Here is a 16,352-nt window from a genome sequence, read left to right as displayed (position 1 = left end):
TTTGGTTAATATGGTGACAGGCACCACTCGTGGACACTGTCCACCTCAGGCGGACAGTGAGGGGAATAAGAAAATGTGAGCCGGGCGGCTCACATTTTTTAGGTTTAGGCTGTGATTTGTTTTTTGTTGGAGATCTCTTGGAGTGGTTTGAATTCGCCTTCTGTTTTGGAGATGACGACGGTTGCTACTCCGTTTCCGATTAGGTTTGTGATGGCGCGTGCTTCGGACATGAAACGGTCAACTCCAAGGATAAGTGCCATTCCTTCTACAGGTATAGAAGGGAAAACAGCTAGAGTGGCTGCAAGTGTTACGAAACCAGAACCTGTGACACCTGCCGCTCCTTTTGATGTCAACATTAGGATGGTAAGGAGTGTGATTTGCTGCCAAATACTAAGGTCGACTCCGTAGGCCTGAGCGATAAATAATGCAGCCATCGAGAGATAAATGGAAGTTCCATCAAGGTTGAAGGAATATCCTGTTGGGAGTACTAACCCGACAACGGGCTTTGAACAGCCGTATTTTTCAAGCTTTTCCATCATTTTTGGCAGAGCGGCTTCTGAGGAAGAAGTTCCGACAACCAAAAGGATTTCTTCTTTAATAAAGGCAATGAATTTGAAGATACTGAAACCAAATAATTTAGCAATACCTCCAAGAACAAAAACAATAAATAAGGCCATTGTTATATAAACGGAGCCCATTAATTTGCCAAGGTAGAATAGTGATTCAACTCCAAATTCTCCAATCGTGTAAGCCATAGCACCAAATGCGGCAAATGGAGAAACTTTCATAATGATATTAACAATTCCAAAGAATACCTCAGCTGTTTTTTCAAAAAACTCTAAAACAGGTTTTCCATTTTTGCCTAAGTGTGCTAAAGAAGCCCCGAACAAGATCGCTAATAGAAGTACCGGTAATAATTCCCCATTTGCAAAAGCACCGATAAAGCTGTCAGGAATGATGGATACGACAAAATCCATAAACCCGTGACTTGTTTCGGCTGCCTTTTCTGTGTATTGGGAGATATCGCCTTTGCCTGCCTCTGCGTCAATCCCTTTTCCGGCCTTGATAATATTGGCGACAATAATTCCGATGGCTAAAGCGATGGTAGATACAATTTCAAAATAGAGCAACGCCTTCCCACCGATTTTTCCAACTTTCTTTAAATCTCCCATACCTGCAATTCCAATAACAATGGTAAGGAAAATAATTGGAGCAATCACCATTTTTACTAGTTTAATAAAAATATCTGCAATCACCTTTAGTTGTGAGCCAATCTCAGGAAAAACAAACCCGACTGATATACCAAGAAGAATTCCCAGAATTACCTGTGTGGTGAGACTCTTAAAATTAATTTTCATCTACATGCCTCCTATTCATAGTTTTTGAAAACGATATCATTTTATTGAATTATCAATATATTACAATTTTGTGAACAACTAAAATAGTTTATAATACTTTTTAAATTGTTTTGTAATTAAAATAAGCAGTAACAGAGTTACTTGTTTTTGCTTGGAGATTTCTGTTATAAAAAAAGCTGCCTTATTGGCAGCCCATCTGAAAAATTATTGGTCCTTTTTACTTGTGGGATCCTGAATCGTAACATTCTTCGGGCGTTCTGGATAACCCGCCTTACCCGCAGCATCGGGACCCGTTAGTTGATTCCTTTGATTTAGAACCTTTCCTGTAAATTCAATTGGATTGTTTTTTGGCATTATTTACACCTCCATGTAATAGTATGGTTGAAAAGTAAATGACAAATTCAACGTTATTGATTAGATTGTATTTATAGAGCCAGAGAGGGTGAGAAAAGATGGCAGTACCAAAACATATTGTTTCAGCGGCTGCAATTGTAGTAAATGAGAAGAATGAAATTTTATTAATCAAAGGACCACGGAGAGGCTGGGAAATGCCTGGGGGTCAGGTGGAAGAAGGGGAATCCTTAATGGACGCCGTCGTCAGGGAAACAAAAGAAGAATCAGGGATCGACATTGAGGTGCTTAAGTTTTGCGGAATCTTTCAAAATATAGATGGGTCGATTTGTAACACATTGTTTTTGGGGAAGCCTGTTGGCGGGGAATTAACAACCAGTCCAGAGAGTCTAGAAGTAGGTTTTTACAAACTAGAAGAAGCATTAGAAATGGTCACCTGGAATAACTTTAGGCAACGAATTGAATATTGTTTAGATGAAAATATGCATCCTTTTTATGTTGGTTTTTAGTCACAAGAAAATACATATAACAAAAGCGGCAACTTTTCTTGGTGCCGCTTTTGTTTGAGAAGAAATTTATCGATCTATTTTTTGACGATGTTTCATTTTATAGACAATCGTGGCTAAAATATTCGCAAGGAAGAAAATCATACTTCCCTGTACATTAGCATGTAATACTTGTTCTTCAAATTTCATATTTTCCATCATTTCACCTTGGCTAATACCCTTCTTCTCGTTCGCTTTCCGCATTTTTTCCATTTGCTCTACATAACGGTATTGAAAAGGGATTAAAATCAAAGATAATAGAATGTATCCGCCCACAATGATTAATAACACTTCGCTCATCTAAACTTCCCCCTAATAAATTTCTATCATCCCCCGAAAAATAAATCTAGAATATTGGAAGAAGTGGATGATTTCTTATTATAGAATTCGGAGTACCCGCACTTTTTACAGAAGATAACGATAAATGTGTTGTGTTGAACATCAAATATTTTTGATAAACCTGTCCCAGTCATGGCAACTTCTTTTTGGCCCGTATCTCTAGAACCACATTTTATACAACCTTTTTCGCTCATTACAATCCCCCCTGTCATGAACACTTCCATATATTTACGGAAAGGGAAGCCGAAATGTTTCATAATAATCAAATATTTTAGCTTGTACCCTCTCATGAAAAAAGGTAAAATGCAATAAAACTAGAAAAGAGGGATGAAAGTGGCATTTGATGTTTCAATGTTAGGTATGGGTTATTTTAGCCTTGACGCGGCAGCGGTTGATAAAAGTCCAAGTGAGATGGTAATCACTGACGATAAAGAGGAAACCTTTTACATCGTATCACGAGAAGTTTACGAAGATGGTCCTAAGCAGGAAGGATATAAAATTGTTGTTAACGAAGGAGAGTAATATCTCTTTTACCAAAAAGACACATAATTAACTTACGAGTTTTTTACCGAATATTTTTGCAATAAAAATAAATGGCTTAGTTCAATACTGAGCTATTTTTTTATGATTTCTATTCGCTTTTTCTACGATTGCTCCCGTTCCTATTCGTACCTTCTTCATCATTGAAAAGATTTTTTTCACGCCTTAATTCAATAAGGTACTGAAACCAATACAGTAAAAATGCCTTTGAAAAGAAGTAAAGGAAAAATTGGAAGTTGTTAATTTGAACCAATCTATAATACCTGAATTTCTTTGAAAAATAGGTGACTAGAAATGTAAAGATAGCGGTTGAAATTCCATTTAGTAAAATAAATTGCATAAAGTTTCCGTATGTCCACTTCAAAAACCACAAAGAGACTGCTAAAAACGGACCAATTTCAAAAGGTAATTCCCCAAAAAAAGGTAATTTGGTTTTGTTATAGAACACCCACCATCTATGTTTTTTCCCATATCTTGCATTAAGCATTTCTACCAGGAAGATGAGGAGTGAGGCAGGTAGAAATCTTTTTATGTTACGTGTCCCTAATAGGGGCAGGGTTAACCATGATAGTAAGACCATAGAAATATTAAGTAAATTTTGAACTTTTATTTTCACTGCTTACATCATCCCTATACTATCCACTAAAATGCATTATATGTAATCTGTTCAACCACTACTGTACGTACACAAACACGAACTTTTTAATGCCTGTTTCCAATCCAAAGAATAAAATAAGTAGTCGGAAAAAAACTATTTCTTTTTAAAAACGAATCAAGCGCTTGATTAAAATATTTAATAAAAACATAGTCCTCATGGAAATCTATACAGTGGAGGGGATGCGCTGTGTTGTTTTCTACAAAAGGGGATGCTCACAAGGTTTATCTACGCTTGAAAAGAACGTTACAAAATGGCAATGCCATTAACCATATGAAGGAATATCAAGAAATTGAAGAAATCCAAACTCTTTACAAGTCGCTTGATAGCCATACCTTGCAATTGATTCATTACCGAATGATCAAAGAATATAACGGGTCGGGAATAATACCAATTTTGGTTTCTTCAGCTCCGTGGTTGTTGCTCCTGTTTTCAAAGCAATTATCTACCTACTTATTTCATGAGGGAAAATGGCTGTGGGCAGGGTTTAGTCTCGTTTATATTATTGCCCTTGCTGCCAGTGTGATTATCCATTTTCGCGAAAAAGCATGGGCTGCTTTTCATATGGAAATCATTCAAGATATTTTAAAGGAAAGAGAAAATGCAAAAGCTTAGGGACATTCTAATGCTTAAAGTCCTTGAGCTCTTGCTTCCAGAATTAAACTTTTTTTATTTATTGAATATCTGATATAGTAGTCTTTAAGAAAGATAGGGGAGAGGAAGAGTACACGATGAAATGTTACTCAATTGATTTAGACGGTACTTTGTTAAATTCTGAACATAATATATCTGAAGCTAACCTGCAAACCATGAATGAATTACTTGAAGAAGGTCATGAGGTAATATTAAACACAGGTCGTGCTTTTGCTGATGTTTTTAAAATAAAAGCGTTAGAAAATTTACAGATTCCTATCTTTTGTGTTAATGGATCTGTATTATTCTCGCCAACAAGAGAATTATTATATGAGGCGACGATACCGCTAGAAACATATAAAGAAATTTTCTCAATATTAAAGGGATTAGGTGTTGGCATATTAGTCTATACCAATTATGGAGGATTTCCATCTACTTTACCCCCGCTGCATAAAAAAAGTAAAGAAGAACTCAATACTCTATTTGAAGAATTCAATTACGATGAAATTCTTGAAAAAGATCAGTTGAAAATTTATAAATTAATTGCTCTGACACACGTTGATGAACTAGAAAAAGTGGAAGTAGTTAAGCTGGCCCTCGGAAATAAGTTCGATATTTCAATGGCTTCTTCATTTCCTAATAATGTTGAAATTACTTCAAACGAAGCACATAAAGGCAAAGCATTATTGCGCTATCAGAAAATGATGAATCTCGAGTTTGATGAAATTATCGCTTTTGGAGACGGTGGTAATGATCTTGCTATGTTCGAGGTAGCAAGTACTTCTGTTGCCATGGCAAATGCTCCGCTTCATGTACAGCAAAAAGCCGACATCGTTACAAAATCAAACGATGAAGACGGCTTTGCCCATGCTGTTCGTCATTTGCTTAATCTCCATACCGAAATACTAGTAAAGTAAGAAAAGGCCTAATTTCCCATAGAGTAGGGAAATTAGGCTTTTTTCGTTCTATTTTGTTACTGGCTTTTTCAAGAAGCCCATTAATAATGCAGACACAATAGCACCAATCACAACTGCTAATAAATACATTAACCAGTTGCCGTCTACTAGAGGCATTACAAATACTCCGCCGTGTGGGGCACGAAGACCAATATGAAACATCATCGATAGACCCCCAGCAATGGCAGAACCTGCCATGACGGAAGGAATTACGCGAAGTGGATCAGCTGCCGCAAATGGAATCGCACCTTCTGTAATAAAGGATAAGCCCATAATATAGTTTACTTTTCCTGCTTCCCTGTCTTGTTTGTTAAATTTATTTTTAAACAATGTAGTTGCAATTGCAATAGCTAATGGAGGAACCATACCAGCAGCCATGATGGCAGCCATTGGCGCATAAACTCCATTTGCTAACAATCCTGTACCAAACACATAGGCAGCTTTGTTAACTGGACCACCCATATCAAATGACATCATTAATCCTAATATAATACCAAGTAAGACAGCATTCCCTGTACCTAAACCTGATAACCACTCAGAAATGGCTGTATTTAATGCACCTACAGGTTTATTGACAACAAACAACATGATAAATCCGGTTAAAGCGATACCTAGTAACGGATATAAAAGAATGGTTTTAATTCCTTCTAAGGATGCAGGCATACCAGACAATACCTTTTTCAAGCCAACCACTAAATATCCAGCTAGGAAACCTGCAACAAGTCCGCCTAAGAAGCCTGCGCCGCCGCTTGTAGCCATCATTCCTCCAACCATACCTGCTGCAAAACCAGGACGGTCTGCAATACTCATGGCAATAAATCCAGCTAGAATTGGAACCATTAAGGCAAATGCATTTCCGCCGCCAATGGTCATTAGTGCTTCAGCGATTGGATGATAGGTTGGATCATCTGGATTTGCTGCATTAATACCGAACATAAAGCTGATAGCGATTAAGATACCGCCGCCAACAACAAACGGAAGCATGTTGGAAACACCGTTCATTAAGTGTTTATAAATAGTAGAACCGATGCCTCTTCCAGTTTGTTCGCTTTCCTGATTGGATTTTCCGCTGCCACTATAGATAGGAGCGTCCTGCTTTAATGCTCTTTCAATTAATTCCTTTGGTTTACGTATCCCATCAGCAACGGGTGTTTCTAATACATGCTTGCCATTGAAACGATTCATCTCCACTTTTGTGTCCGCAGCAACAATAACAGCAACAGCATTTTCGATTTCTTCTGCTGTAAGAACATTTTTTGCACCGCCAGAACCGTTCGTTTCAACCTTAATATCAACACCCATTTCTGCTGCTTTTGCTTTTAGTGAATCAGCAGACATATAAGTATGGGCAATACCAGTAGGACATGCTGTTACAGCAACAATAAATTGTTTCTTGCCAGCCATGGATTGTTCTTCTTCTTTTTCTTCTTGGTCATGTGAATTAATGATGGTTAAAACTTCATCCGCACTAGTAGCTTCTAAAAGCTGTTTACGTACCTCATCTTTTAAAAGAATCGTTGAAAGACGAGAAAGTGCTTCTAAATGAGTATTATTTGCTCCTTCAGTAGCTGCAATCATAAAGAAGAGGTGAGAAGGCTGACCGTCAAGAGATTCATAGTTTACACCAGCAGTTGATCTACCGAACGCAATCGCTGCATGTTTAACAGCGTTTGTCTTTGCATGGGGGATGGCAATACCTTCGCCAATCCCTGTTGTGCTTTGTTCTTCTCTTTTAATAATAGCTGTTTTATACTCAGAGCGATCGTTTAACTTACCTGCATTGTCTAAAACACTTACCAATTCTTCAATGGCATCGGTCTTTGTTGTACTAGTTATTGAAAGGTTGATGGTTTCTTTGGTTAATAACTCTGTAATTCTCATCGTCATTCTCCTCTTAGGTTTGACTTTTCTATTTTAACTTGAGGGAGCAAGCCTTCCATTTTTTCACGTGTGCATAATCCGATTGAAAATGCCGTCGCACTGCCGGCAGCGATACTAAAACGGAAAGCTTCTTCTATCGATTTTGTTTTTTCATAGGTTGCAATAAAACCAGCTACCATGGAATCTCCTGCACCCACTGAGCTCTTTACATCGCCTTTTGGACTAGTGGCAATTAAGGCAATGTCCTTATTGATGAGAACAGCTCCTTTATCAGCTAGGGATACAATCACGTTTTGAGCTCCTTGTTTTACAAGTTCCTTCGCATACGGAATGACCTCTTCACAAGAGTTGATAACGGTATTAAATAGCTCACCTAGTTCATGGTGATTTGGTTTGATTAAGAAGGGGTTTAGTGGAAGCACCTTCTTAAGTAATTCACCTTCCGCGTCAACAACGAACTTTGTACGATTTTCATTACATAGTTTAACAAGCTCTTCATACGTACTCTTTGGCATAGTGGATGGAATGCTGCCAGCAAGTACAAGAGTATCCTCGCTTGTCAGTTGGCGAATTTTTGCCTTTAAGGCTTCTAAGTTTTCTATTGTAATGTTGGGTCCTTTTGCATTAATTTCTGTTTCTGTATCAGACTTGAGTTTTACATTTATTCTTGTATCTTCATCAACTAATACGAAGTCGGTGTGAATTCCTTGTGATTTTAAGAAACCTTCAATATAACTGCCGGTAAAACCGCCAATAAATCCTAGAGCATGACTATCAACATCTAATCTTTTTAACACTTGAGAAACATTGATTCCTTTGCCGCCTGGAAATTTGGTTTCATTTTTTGTTCGGTTTAATTCACCAAGTGTTACCTGATCTACTTCTACGATGTAATCAAGTGATGGGTTTAACGTAACCGTATAAATCATGATGTAACCACCTTAATTTTAGTCTTACTATGGTATTGGTCCTTTGTATCTGGGTCTAATTCATTTGTAATAATTGTTGCTAGATGAAGGTCGGTAATTTTTGCAAAGGCAACTTCCGAGAACTTGGATTCATCTGCTACTACATAGGCTTCACTCGATAAGGAAATTGCTAGTTGTTTCACCATTGCTTCTTCAGGGTCGGGAGTTGTATAACCGAATTGTGAATGAATCCCGTTCACTCCCATAAAGCATTTATCGAATCGATAGTGTTCAAGACTATCTAATGCTCCACGCCCAATCATGGCTTTCGTGGTTGGTTTGGCAAAACCGCCTATTAAAAAAGTCTTTATATTTTTCTCTAGAAGTTCACTTGCATGTGATAGACCGTTTGTGACAACGACAATATTATCTGGAAGAAAAGGAATCATTTCATATATAGTTGAACCTGCATCCAAATAAATACAGTCACCTTCGTTCACTAACCCTCCAGCATATTGAGCGATTTGGCGTTTTGCTTGAAGGTTTTTGGAAGATTTCTCTGTCATACTTGGTTCCTGGAGTTTCCCTTGGAGCCTAGCAGCACCCCCGTGAACTCGTTTGAGAAATTTACCTTGTTCTAACTGTATAAGGTCTCTTCGAATCGTTGACTCAGATGAATTCGTTAATTCAACAAGTTCTTGAAGTTTAACAGAATTTTTTACTTTCAATGCTTCTAATATAATTTGATGGCGTTCTGGCTCTAACATCATACCTGCCTCCTAAAACGCTTTCATGGCTTTTTCTATTTTCATTGTACAATTAAAAACGATTAAAATCAATCAAAAAAATTCAAAAACATTCTTTTCCATTCAAAAAACACCAAATTAAAAAGGACGCGTTTTTAGCATCCTTGTAACAAATAGTGTTCCCAATATGAATGTAAATGTTTCTGATAGTTTACTAAAAACACACTCATGAGAAATAATAACGATTTAGTTAAAAATATAGATATATTTGAAACCTTATTGAGTATAATACGTATAAGTAAAGTAGCGGTATCGAAAAAAATTTATAGATAGGAAGAATAAATTTGGGCACAAATATTTTAGTAATAGCAAATTATATCTATGATATTTATTATTGGTTAATTTTGATTAATATTTTTGGCTCCTGGTTCCCGCAATTCCAAACATCCAAAATAGGGACACTGGTTGGGAGACTGGTTAATCCTTACTTATCTATCTTTAGGAAGTTTATCCCGCCGCTAGGTATGATTGATTTTTCACCAATCGTTGCTATTTTTGCATATAGCTTTATCGGGAGATTTGCTTTAGAGGGTCTTCGCCAATTGTTAATCATGGTTGGTGCATTTTAATTAAACATGTCTTACATATAGGGCTTTACTTACTTTTCTTTGTAAGTAAAGCCCTATTGCTGTTTTTTTAGTATCACTTAATTGGTAAATTAAGTTAAACTTAAAGATAGAAAGACAAAAAGGGGAGATTAGGATGAAATCGGCGTTAATACTTGGGGGAACGCAATTTGTTGGAAAGAGGCTGGTCCAATTATTAATCGATGATGGGGTAGAGGTTACGATTGCAACAAGAGGTTTGACAGCTGATACCTTTGGTAATCAAGTTACTCGATTGAGGATAGACCGCGAAAATGCAGGGTCACTAGAAAAGGCTTTTAGGGATAAAAAATGGGATGTTGTATTTGATCAAACCTGCTATTCCTCACAAGAAGCTCTTGATACACTGAAAGCACTAAAGGGAAAAGTTAAAAAGTATATCTTTACATCCAGTCAGGCAGTTTATGATTTTGGAACGAATCATAAAGAAGGGGGATTTAACCCTTTAGAATTTACCCCGTTTTTAAAAACTAGGAGAGAGTACATAGGGTATGTTGGTTATCAAGAAGCAAAACGGGCTGCAGAAGCTATCCTATTTCAGAATGCTGAGTTCCCTGTTGTTGCTGTACGCTTTCCGATTATAATTGGAAAAGACGATTATACGAATCGTTTGCACTTCCATGTGGAGCATGTAAAAGAAGGAAGAACGATGTTTATTGAACATCCAGACTTTCGATATAGTTTTATTGATTCAGGCGAAGCAGCAGCCTTTTTATTAAGTATGGCGAAGTCCGACTACCAAGGTCCAATTAATCAAGGTTCTGAGGAAGATATCAGTTTGAGTGAATTAATCAAACTTATTGAGAATCTACTTGGCAAGAAAGCAATAGTAAGTGCAGAGGGTAATCCATCTCCCTATAATTTGCCTGGATCGTGGTCAATCAATACGAGTCTTGCAGAATCAATGGGCTTTCGTTTTACATCGTTAGATAGTCTTTTAACAGATTTAATTCGTTACTATTCATAGAAAAATAAAGGGGGAACTACGATGATAGAAAGAGCAACAATAAATGAGTTACATTCTTTGGCGGAGCTGTTTGATTCATACCGAATCTTTTATAAACAAGAATCAAACCTTGAAGGTGCAGTGTCTTTTTTAAAAGAAAGATTAGCAAACGAGGAATCAGTCATTTTTCTTACTTATGAAGACAGCAATCCGGTTGGTTTTGTTCAGCTATATCCGACCTTTTCCTCGGTTAGTATGAAACGTTCATGGGTACTAAATGATTTATATGTCAATGCGTCTGCCCGCAAGAAGGGATTTGGGGAGAAGTTAATAAAAAAGGCGATTGAATTTGCAGAGGAAACCGGGGCAAAAGGTGTGGCGTTAGAGACAGGTCATGATAATGTAACGGCACAGAGCCTGTATGAAAAAATCGGGTTTAAAAAGGAATCTAATTATTTTTATTATTTTTCACTATAAAGGATAGGTAGTAAATTATAGGAAATAACACAAACTACTCCTAGAGAGAAATTAATATTTCATTTCAATTAGGAGGTAGTTTTAATGAATAATAATGAAGAGAATACAACCATTGTTTCAAATGATGCATTACGCGGGAAACCTTATCTGGATATTGACCGTGTGATTACAGAAGGTAACGCGCGTGGTTCCATTTATCATAATAATGATCAGGGTAGTACGGAAGAATAATTTAATTGACTTTTAGAAATTATTCGAATACTATATGGTTAATTTAACAAATAAAGGCAAAGAAGAGAAAAAGTAAAATGACATGGTTTTTTCACAGAGAGCTTCGGCAGCTGAAAAGAAGCAAAAACACTCATTTGAACAATGGTCTCTGAGCTTCGTACTGAACATACTGAAAGGTATTAGTAGGCTGCGACGAGTTTTGGCACTCGTTATCCATGTCACAGTATAAGAGTAGATTTTGGGTACTCCGTACTTGCTAAGGCAAATGGTGTGAGCTATTTGCGAAATAAGGTGGTATCACGTGGATTATCAAACCTCGTCCTTAACTTTTAAAGTTTAAGGTCGGGGTTTTTTTGTTTTTTTAAAGAAAATAGGAGGTTTTATTGAATGAGTATTTTTATTGGTGGGGCATGGGCCTATGCGAATGGTTCCTTGCATTTAGGGCATATTTCGAGTTTACTGCCAGGGGATATTTTGGCAAGATATTATCGTTTAAAGGGAGAACAGGTACTTTATGTTTCAGGCAGCGATTGTAATGGAACGCCTATTACGATTCGCGCAAGACAGGAGGGAGTACAGCCGCAAGTTATTACAGACCGATATCACCAGGAATTCCAAGATTGTTTTTCAAAATTAGGGTTTTCATATGATTGCTATACACGTACCGATACCGAACATCACCACAAATTGGTTCAGGAGATTTTTTTAGAGCTGCTTGATAAAGGGCATGTCTATAAAAAAGAAATTGAGCAGACTTATTGCGAGGAATGCGCTCAATTCTTGCCGGAACGGTATGTAGAAGGAACCTGCCCTGTATGCAAAGAGCCATCTCGAGGGGACCAATGCGATCATTGTTCGACTATTTTAGAACCTTTTGAGTTGTTGAATAGCAGGTGCAAACTATGTGGACATCCGCCTACTACACGCTTCACAGAGCATTTCTATTTTGCCTTAAGCTCATTCCAAGGTAAGTTGGAGAATTATGTACAAACTGCGGAGACTAACAAGCTTTGGCGGGAGAATGCTGTTTCACTTACGAAGAGATATTTAAAGGAAGGTTTGCAGGATCGAGCCGTTTCGCGGGATTTGCCTATTGGAGTGAGCGTGCCTGTTGCTGGATACGAAGAAAAGAAAATCTATGTTTGGATTGAGGCTGTATCCGGATACTATACCGCCAGCAAGCTTTGGGCAAGGGAATCTGGCAAAGATGATTCTTTGTTTTGGGAGGCTTCTGCTAGATCCTATTACGTTCACGGAAAGGATAATATTCCATTCCACTCCCTTATTTGGCCGGGAATCCTGGCTGGACTTGGAAAGGAACCATTACCTACACATATCGTCTCTAATGAGTATTTGACCTTGGAGAAAAAGAAATTATCCACCAGCAGAAATTGGGCGGTATGGGTTCCTGATATTTTAGATAGGTATGATCCTGATTCTATCCGATATTTTCTAACGATTAACGCTCCCGAGAGCCGGGACGCTGATTTTTCCTGGAAGGAATTTATTTATAGTCATAACAGTGAATTATTAGGGGCGTATGGAAACTTTGTAAATCGAACGTTAAAGTTTATTGCAAAATCGTTTGGTGGAGTTTTACCAGAAAATACGATATCCTCTGTCGTACAGGATAAAGTGAATGCTCTGTATGAGGTAACTGGGCAGCTAATTGAAGAGACTTCTTTCAAACAAGGGTTGGAGAAAGTATTTGAGCTGGTACGGTTTTCAAATAAATACTTTGATGAACAACAGCCATGGAAGCAAATTCACGAAAACGAAGAGTCTTGTAAGCAAATACTGGCCGATTGCGTTTACTTAATTGCTAACATTGCTCATATCTTAACACCGTTTCTTCCGTTTTCGAGCGAAAAGGTTAAGAATATGCTCCATCTTTCAGAGACAAACTGGAAACCTTTTTTGGTTAAACCAATCGTTCTATCCGACGTTGAACCGTTATTTGAACGTATAGATCCTAGCAGAATTGAAGTAGAGCTAGAGAGGTTAAATAAACAAACTGTTTAATGGTTCCGTGGTGACCGAAAGTCATCTGAAAAGTGGTCATCATGAAGGTTTCATGAAGCCCGAAAATCATCGAAAAAGTGAAAAGTGGTTATCATGAGGGTTTCATAATGACCAAAAATCATTTAAAAAGTGAAAAGTGGTCACCATGAAGGTTTCATGAAGCTCCAAATCATCGAAAAAGTAAAAAGTGGTCATCATGAGGGTTTCATGAAGCCAGAAAATCATCTAAAACTTGAAAAGTGGTCATCATGAAGGTCCCATGAAGCCAGAAAATCATCTAAAAAGTGAAAAGTGGTCATCATGAGGGTTTCATGACCGAAAATCATCGAAAAAGTGAAAAGTGGTCATCATGAGGGTTTCGTGATGACCGAAAATCATCTAAAAAGTGAAAAGTGGTCATCATGAGGGTTTCGTGATGACCGAAAATCATCGAAAAAGTGAAAAGTGGTCATCATGAGGGTTTCATGATGACCGAAAATCATCCAAAAAGTGAAAAGTGGTCATCATGAAGGTCCCATGAAGCCCGAAAATCATCGAAAACTTGAAAAGTGGTCATCATGAAGGTCCCATGAAGCCCAAAACTCATTGAAAAAGTGAAAAGTGGTCACCATGAAGGTCCCATGAAGCCCGAAAATCGTATAAAACTTGAAAAATGGTCACCATGAACGACTCCTCAATAAATCGCCCTCAGTTAGAGACCAATATTTTTTATTATCTATCTTTTTTGAATTTTAGTAATATAGTAGGTATAAGATTTTAAGAGGAGGGTGCAACCCATGGAAATTAGACAACTAACCTCAACAGACGCAGAGAAATACTGGAATCTTAGATTAGAAGCCTTAAAGGAGGCTCCGGAAGCTTTTCTAACGAGTTATGAAGACGCGATAAAAAGAGAAAATCCGATTGCCCAGGTTGAAAGTAACCTATCGACAGAAGGGAATTATACTTTTGGAGCGTTTGACGGGGATGAGCTAATCGGTGTTGTAACGCTTCTCCAAGAAAAAGCCGAGAAAATACAGCACAGGGCAAACATCTTTGCGATGTACGTGACTCCAAAGAAACAGGGAGCTGGTGTGGGAGAAGCATTGCTCACAGAAGCAATCAATAAAGCAAAATCAATAGAAGCAATTGAAAAAATAAATCTATCAGTCATGGCAAGCAATGAACCTGCGAAGAAGCTTTATACGAAACTTGGATTTAAAGTATTCGGGTACGAAGAAAAAGCTATGAAACTAAATGGAGTTTACTTGGACGATGAACATCGGGTGCTGCATTTATAATGAACGTATGGTTCGTGTAGGTAAGAGAAATCATAGGCGGAGAATTTCCGGCTAATGTCTATTTGGAGGCTTAAGAAGCAGAAATAAGCGGAGATATTCCGGTTAACGTCTCTTAATAAGACAAAATCGAAGGATTTGGAGCATATAAGCGGAAAAGCTCCCCTTATTTATAAGAAAATAGGGGTATTCCTCAATTTAGCCGGAATTTTACCGTTTATTTTTCATACATAGTGAAGTCAACATTCCGTTATATCACAGTTAAACTATAAAAAGAGGTGCATATGAAATGGTACAAAAAGAGCAAGGCAGCCTTGCTGCTGAAATAAGCGGGGATGGGTCGTTTAAACGGCAGAAAAATAGATTTAATACACCGTTTGGATTCGGTGAAGGCGAGCTTCCTGTTGAGGAAGGGCGATATCGTCTATTATGGTCTGCAGTCTGCCCATGGGCACATCGCTCAGTGATTGTCAGAAGGATCCTTGGTTTAGAAGAGGTTATTAGTTTAGGTACGGCTAGCCCGATGAGGCCTAAACTTCCGCATGTAGACTGGGAATTTTCTTTAGATGAGGACGGGGTAGACCCTGTATTAGGCATTCGTTATATGAGTGAAATTTATAAAAAGACTGTACCGGATTACGATGGCAGGCCAACGGTTCCTGTGATTGTGGATGTAAAGGAACAAAAGGTTGTGAACAATGATTATTTCAAACTAACAAACTATTTTGAGACAGTCTGGTCAGCCTTTCATAAGGAAAATGCTCCAAATTTATATCCCGAATCTTTACAGAGTGAGATTGACGCCTTAAACGATGTTATCTTTCATGAAGTGAACAATGGGGTATATAAGTGCGGCTTTGCGCAGTCACAGGAAGCTTATGAACATTCGTACGATACTTTATTTGCAAGATTAGATGAATTAGAGGAGCGTTTATCGAAACAACGTTTCTTATTTGGAGATTATATTACTGACTCAGATGTCCGTCTATATGCAACATTAATTCGCTTTGATGCAGCTTATTATTCTGCTTTTAAAACCAATCGTAACCGGATTGTTGATTTCCCACATCTTTGGGGCTATCTAAGGGATTTGTATCAAACACCTGGTTTTGGCGATACCACTGATTTTGACGCCATAAAGAGACATTACCATCTCTCGAATCATATAGCTAGCAATGATCAAAAAGGCCATAATGGTATTTTGCCAAAAGGACCGGATTTATCTGGACTTTATTCGGAACACAATCGTCAGTATTTAAGCAATAAAGTAGAAAAATTCTTAATTGATTAGGAGCGTAGCGATGATTATTCGTGAAGCAATGGAAACTGAATTACCTTATTTACGAGAGCAAAGAGTCAACGCCTATGTAGAACATTCAGCAAAAATTCCGGAAGGTCATTGGCTGGCTCTTAAGCAGGCAATATTATCAGAGGGTGATACACTTCCGGGTGTTGAGAGAATAGTAGCTGAAATTGATGGGAAGATTGCGGGAAGCGTCGTCCTGTTTCCAGCTAAAATCGATGCCTATGAAGGAAATGTAGAAATACTAGATTATCCGGAAATTCGAATGCTGGCTGTATCACCGGAAATGAGAGGTAAAGGTGTTGCGTCAGCTTTAGTTGCTGAATGCATTAAGCGGGCTAAAGCGAAAGGCTATCAGGCGGTTGGGCTGCATACCGGAGAATTCATGGAAAGTGCAATGAAATTATATGAAGCAATGGGATTTGAACGATTGCCACAGTACGACTTTGAACCTGCTGACGATGGAATCGTTGTAAAAGCCTATCGACTTTCTCTAAATCAAGATTAAGGAGTTATCAC

The 16,352-nt window shown here is 37.9% G+C and carries 19 protein-coding genes and 1 other annotated feature; of the genes, 12 read left to right on the top strand and 7 right to left on the bottom strand.

Annotated elements, in window-relative coordinates:
• Positions 1 to 104: 104 nt before the first annotated feature.
• Positions 105 to 1,358 carry a dicarboxylate/amino acid:cation symporter gene (locus ACN6MT_RS00230; RefSeq protein WP_419954324.1) on the bottom strand — a complete coding sequence of 418 codons (1,254 nt, stop codon included), beginning with the start codon at positions 1,356 to 1,358 and terminating at the stop codon, positions 105 to 107.
• Between the two features lie 204 nt (positions 1,359 to 1,562).
• Complete coding sequence (locus ACN6MT_RS00225; RefSeq protein ID WP_419954323.1) at positions 1,563 to 1,712, bottom strand: hypothetical protein; 150 nt, start codon at positions 1,710 to 1,712, stop codon at positions 1,563 to 1,565.
• Positions 1,713 to 1,810: 98 nt separating this feature from the next.
• On the opposite strand from ACN6MT_RS00225, the gene ACN6MT_RS00220 reads away from it, so the two are divergent.
• Positions 1,811 to 2,218 (top strand): NUDIX hydrolase, encoded by a 408-nt coding sequence (locus ACN6MT_RS00220; RefSeq protein ID WP_034674358.1) that lies wholly within the window; start codon positions 1,811 to 1,813, stop codon positions 2,216 to 2,218.
• A 66-nt stretch (positions 2,219 to 2,284) separates the two neighbouring features.
• Here ACN6MT_RS00220 and ACN6MT_RS00215 read toward each other — a convergent pair whose 3' ends face one another.
• Together ACN6MT_RS00215 and ACN6MT_RS00210 are read right to left on the bottom strand one after the other, a co-directional pair.
• Positions 2,285 to 2,554, bottom strand: a complete 270-nt coding sequence (locus tag ACN6MT_RS00215) for a DUF3949 domain-containing protein (protein WP_034674361.1) — start codon at positions 2,552 to 2,554, stop codon at positions 2,285 to 2,287.
• 26 nt (positions 2,555 to 2,580) lie between these two features.
• Entirely contained in the window at positions 2,581 to 2,787 is a 207-nt protein-coding gene (locus ACN6MT_RS00210) for a zinc ribbon domain-containing protein (RefSeq protein ID WP_034674363.1), read from the bottom strand.
• A gap of 139 nt (positions 2,788 to 2,926) precedes the next feature.
• Between ACN6MT_RS00210 and ACN6MT_RS00205 the strand changes: the two genes are divergently transcribed.
• From ACN6MT_RS00205 to ACN6MT_RS00195, 3 genes are all read left to right on the top strand, one after another.
• A complete protein-coding gene (locus tag ACN6MT_RS00205; protein ID WP_034674365.1) occupies positions 2,927 to 3,115 on the top strand; it encodes a hypothetical protein in 189 nt (62 codons plus the stop codon).
• Between the two features lie 862 nt (positions 3,116 to 3,977).
• Positions 3,978 to 4,403: a hypothetical protein gene (locus ACN6MT_RS00200; protein WP_419954322.1), complete on the top strand. Its 426-nt coding sequence runs from the start codon at positions 3,978 to 3,980 to the stop codon at positions 4,401 to 4,403.
• Positions 4,404 to 4,519: 116 nt separating this feature from the next.
• Positions 4,520 to 5,338 carry a Cof-type HAD-IIB family hydrolase gene (locus ACN6MT_RS00195; protein ID WP_419954321.1) on the top strand — a complete coding sequence of 273 codons (819 nt, stop codon included), beginning with the start codon at positions 4,520 to 4,522 and terminating at the stop codon, positions 5,336 to 5,338.
• 48 nt (positions 5,339 to 5,386) lie between these two features.
• Here the strand turns inward: ACN6MT_RS00195 and ACN6MT_RS00190 are convergent, their stop codons facing one another.
• From ACN6MT_RS00190 to ACN6MT_RS00180, 3 genes are read right to left on the bottom strand one after another with little or no spacing between them, the layout of a single operon-like run.
• Complete coding sequence (locus ACN6MT_RS00190) at positions 5,387 to 7,258, bottom strand: PTS fructose transporter subunit IIABC (protein ID WP_419954320.1); 1,872 nt, start codon at positions 7,256 to 7,258, stop codon at positions 5,387 to 5,389.
• Between the two features lie 2 nt (positions 7,259 to 7,260).
• On the bottom strand, positions 7,261 to 8,187 hold the full coding sequence (pfkB, locus tag ACN6MT_RS00185; protein WP_419954319.1) for a 1-phosphofructokinase: 927 nt from the start codon (positions 8,185 to 8,187) through the stop codon (positions 7,261 to 7,263).
• Entirely contained in the window at positions 8,184 to 8,933 is a 750-nt protein-coding gene (locus tag ACN6MT_RS00180) for a DeoR/GlpR family DNA-binding transcription regulator (RefSeq protein WP_034674372.1), read from the bottom strand. Before ACN6MT_RS00180 ends, pfkB begins: the two co-directional genes overlap by 4 nt.
• 323 nt (positions 8,934 to 9,256) lie before the next feature.
• Between ACN6MT_RS00180 and ACN6MT_RS00175 the strand changes: the two genes are divergently transcribed.
• The 8 genes from ACN6MT_RS00175 to ACN6MT_RS00140 all read left to right on the top strand — a co-directional run bounded on the left by ACN6MT_RS00175 (position 9,257) and on the right by ACN6MT_RS00140 (position 16,341).
• Complete coding sequence (locus ACN6MT_RS00175; protein ID WP_034674374.1) at positions 9,257 to 9,541, top strand: YggT family protein; 285 nt, start codon at positions 9,257 to 9,259, stop codon at positions 9,539 to 9,541.
• A gap of 133 nt (positions 9,542 to 9,674) precedes the next feature.
• Positions 9,675 to 10,544: an NAD-dependent epimerase/dehydratase family protein gene (locus tag ACN6MT_RS00170; protein WP_419954318.1), complete on the top strand. Its 870-nt coding sequence runs from the start codon at positions 9,675 to 9,677 to the stop codon at positions 10,542 to 10,544.
• A 21-nt stretch (positions 10,545 to 10,565) separates the two neighbouring features.
• Positions 10,566 to 11,000, top strand: coding sequence for a GNAT family N-acetyltransferase (locus ACN6MT_RS00165; RefSeq protein WP_419954317.1), 435 nt, complete (start codon positions 10,566 to 10,568; stop codon positions 10,998 to 11,000).
• Between the two features lie 84 nt (positions 11,001 to 11,084).
• Complete coding sequence (locus ACN6MT_RS00160) at positions 11,085 to 11,231, top strand: hypothetical protein (protein ID WP_419954316.1); 147 nt, start codon at positions 11,085 to 11,087, stop codon at positions 11,229 to 11,231.
• Positions 11,232 to 11,281: 50 nt separating this feature from the next.
• Positions 11,282 to 11,558 (top strand) — a binding site (T-box leader).
• A gap of 60 nt (positions 11,559 to 11,618) precedes the next feature.
• Positions 11,619 to 13,253 carry a methionine--tRNA ligase gene (metG, locus tag ACN6MT_RS00155; RefSeq protein WP_419954315.1) on the top strand — a complete coding sequence of 545 codons (1,635 nt, stop codon included), beginning with the start codon at positions 11,619 to 11,621 and terminating at the stop codon, positions 13,251 to 13,253.
• Between the two features lie 776 nt (positions 13,254 to 14,029).
• Positions 14,030 to 14,533, top strand: coding sequence for an N-acetyltransferase family protein (locus tag ACN6MT_RS00150; RefSeq protein WP_419954314.1), 504 nt, complete (start codon positions 14,030 to 14,032; stop codon positions 14,531 to 14,533).
• Between the two features lie 286 nt (positions 14,534 to 14,819).
• Complete coding sequence (locus tag ACN6MT_RS00145) at positions 14,820 to 15,821, top strand: glutathione S-transferase family protein (protein WP_419954313.1); 1,002 nt, start codon at positions 14,820 to 14,822, stop codon at positions 15,819 to 15,821.
• Positions 15,822 to 15,831: 10 nt separating this feature from the next.
• Positions 15,832 to 16,341, top strand: a complete 510-nt coding sequence (locus tag ACN6MT_RS00140; RefSeq protein WP_419954312.1) for a GNAT family N-acetyltransferase — start codon at positions 15,832 to 15,834, stop codon at positions 16,339 to 16,341.
• Positions 16,342 to 16,352 lie beyond the last annotated feature (11 nt).

It is taken from the genome of Neobacillus niacini (assembly GCF_048572935.1).
In the GTDB taxonomy this organism is placed as follows: Bacteria; Bacillota; Bacilli; order Bacillales; family Cytobacillaceae; genus Neobacillus; species Neobacillus niacini.
This window is presented reverse-complemented; position numbering and strand designations above follow the sequence as displayed.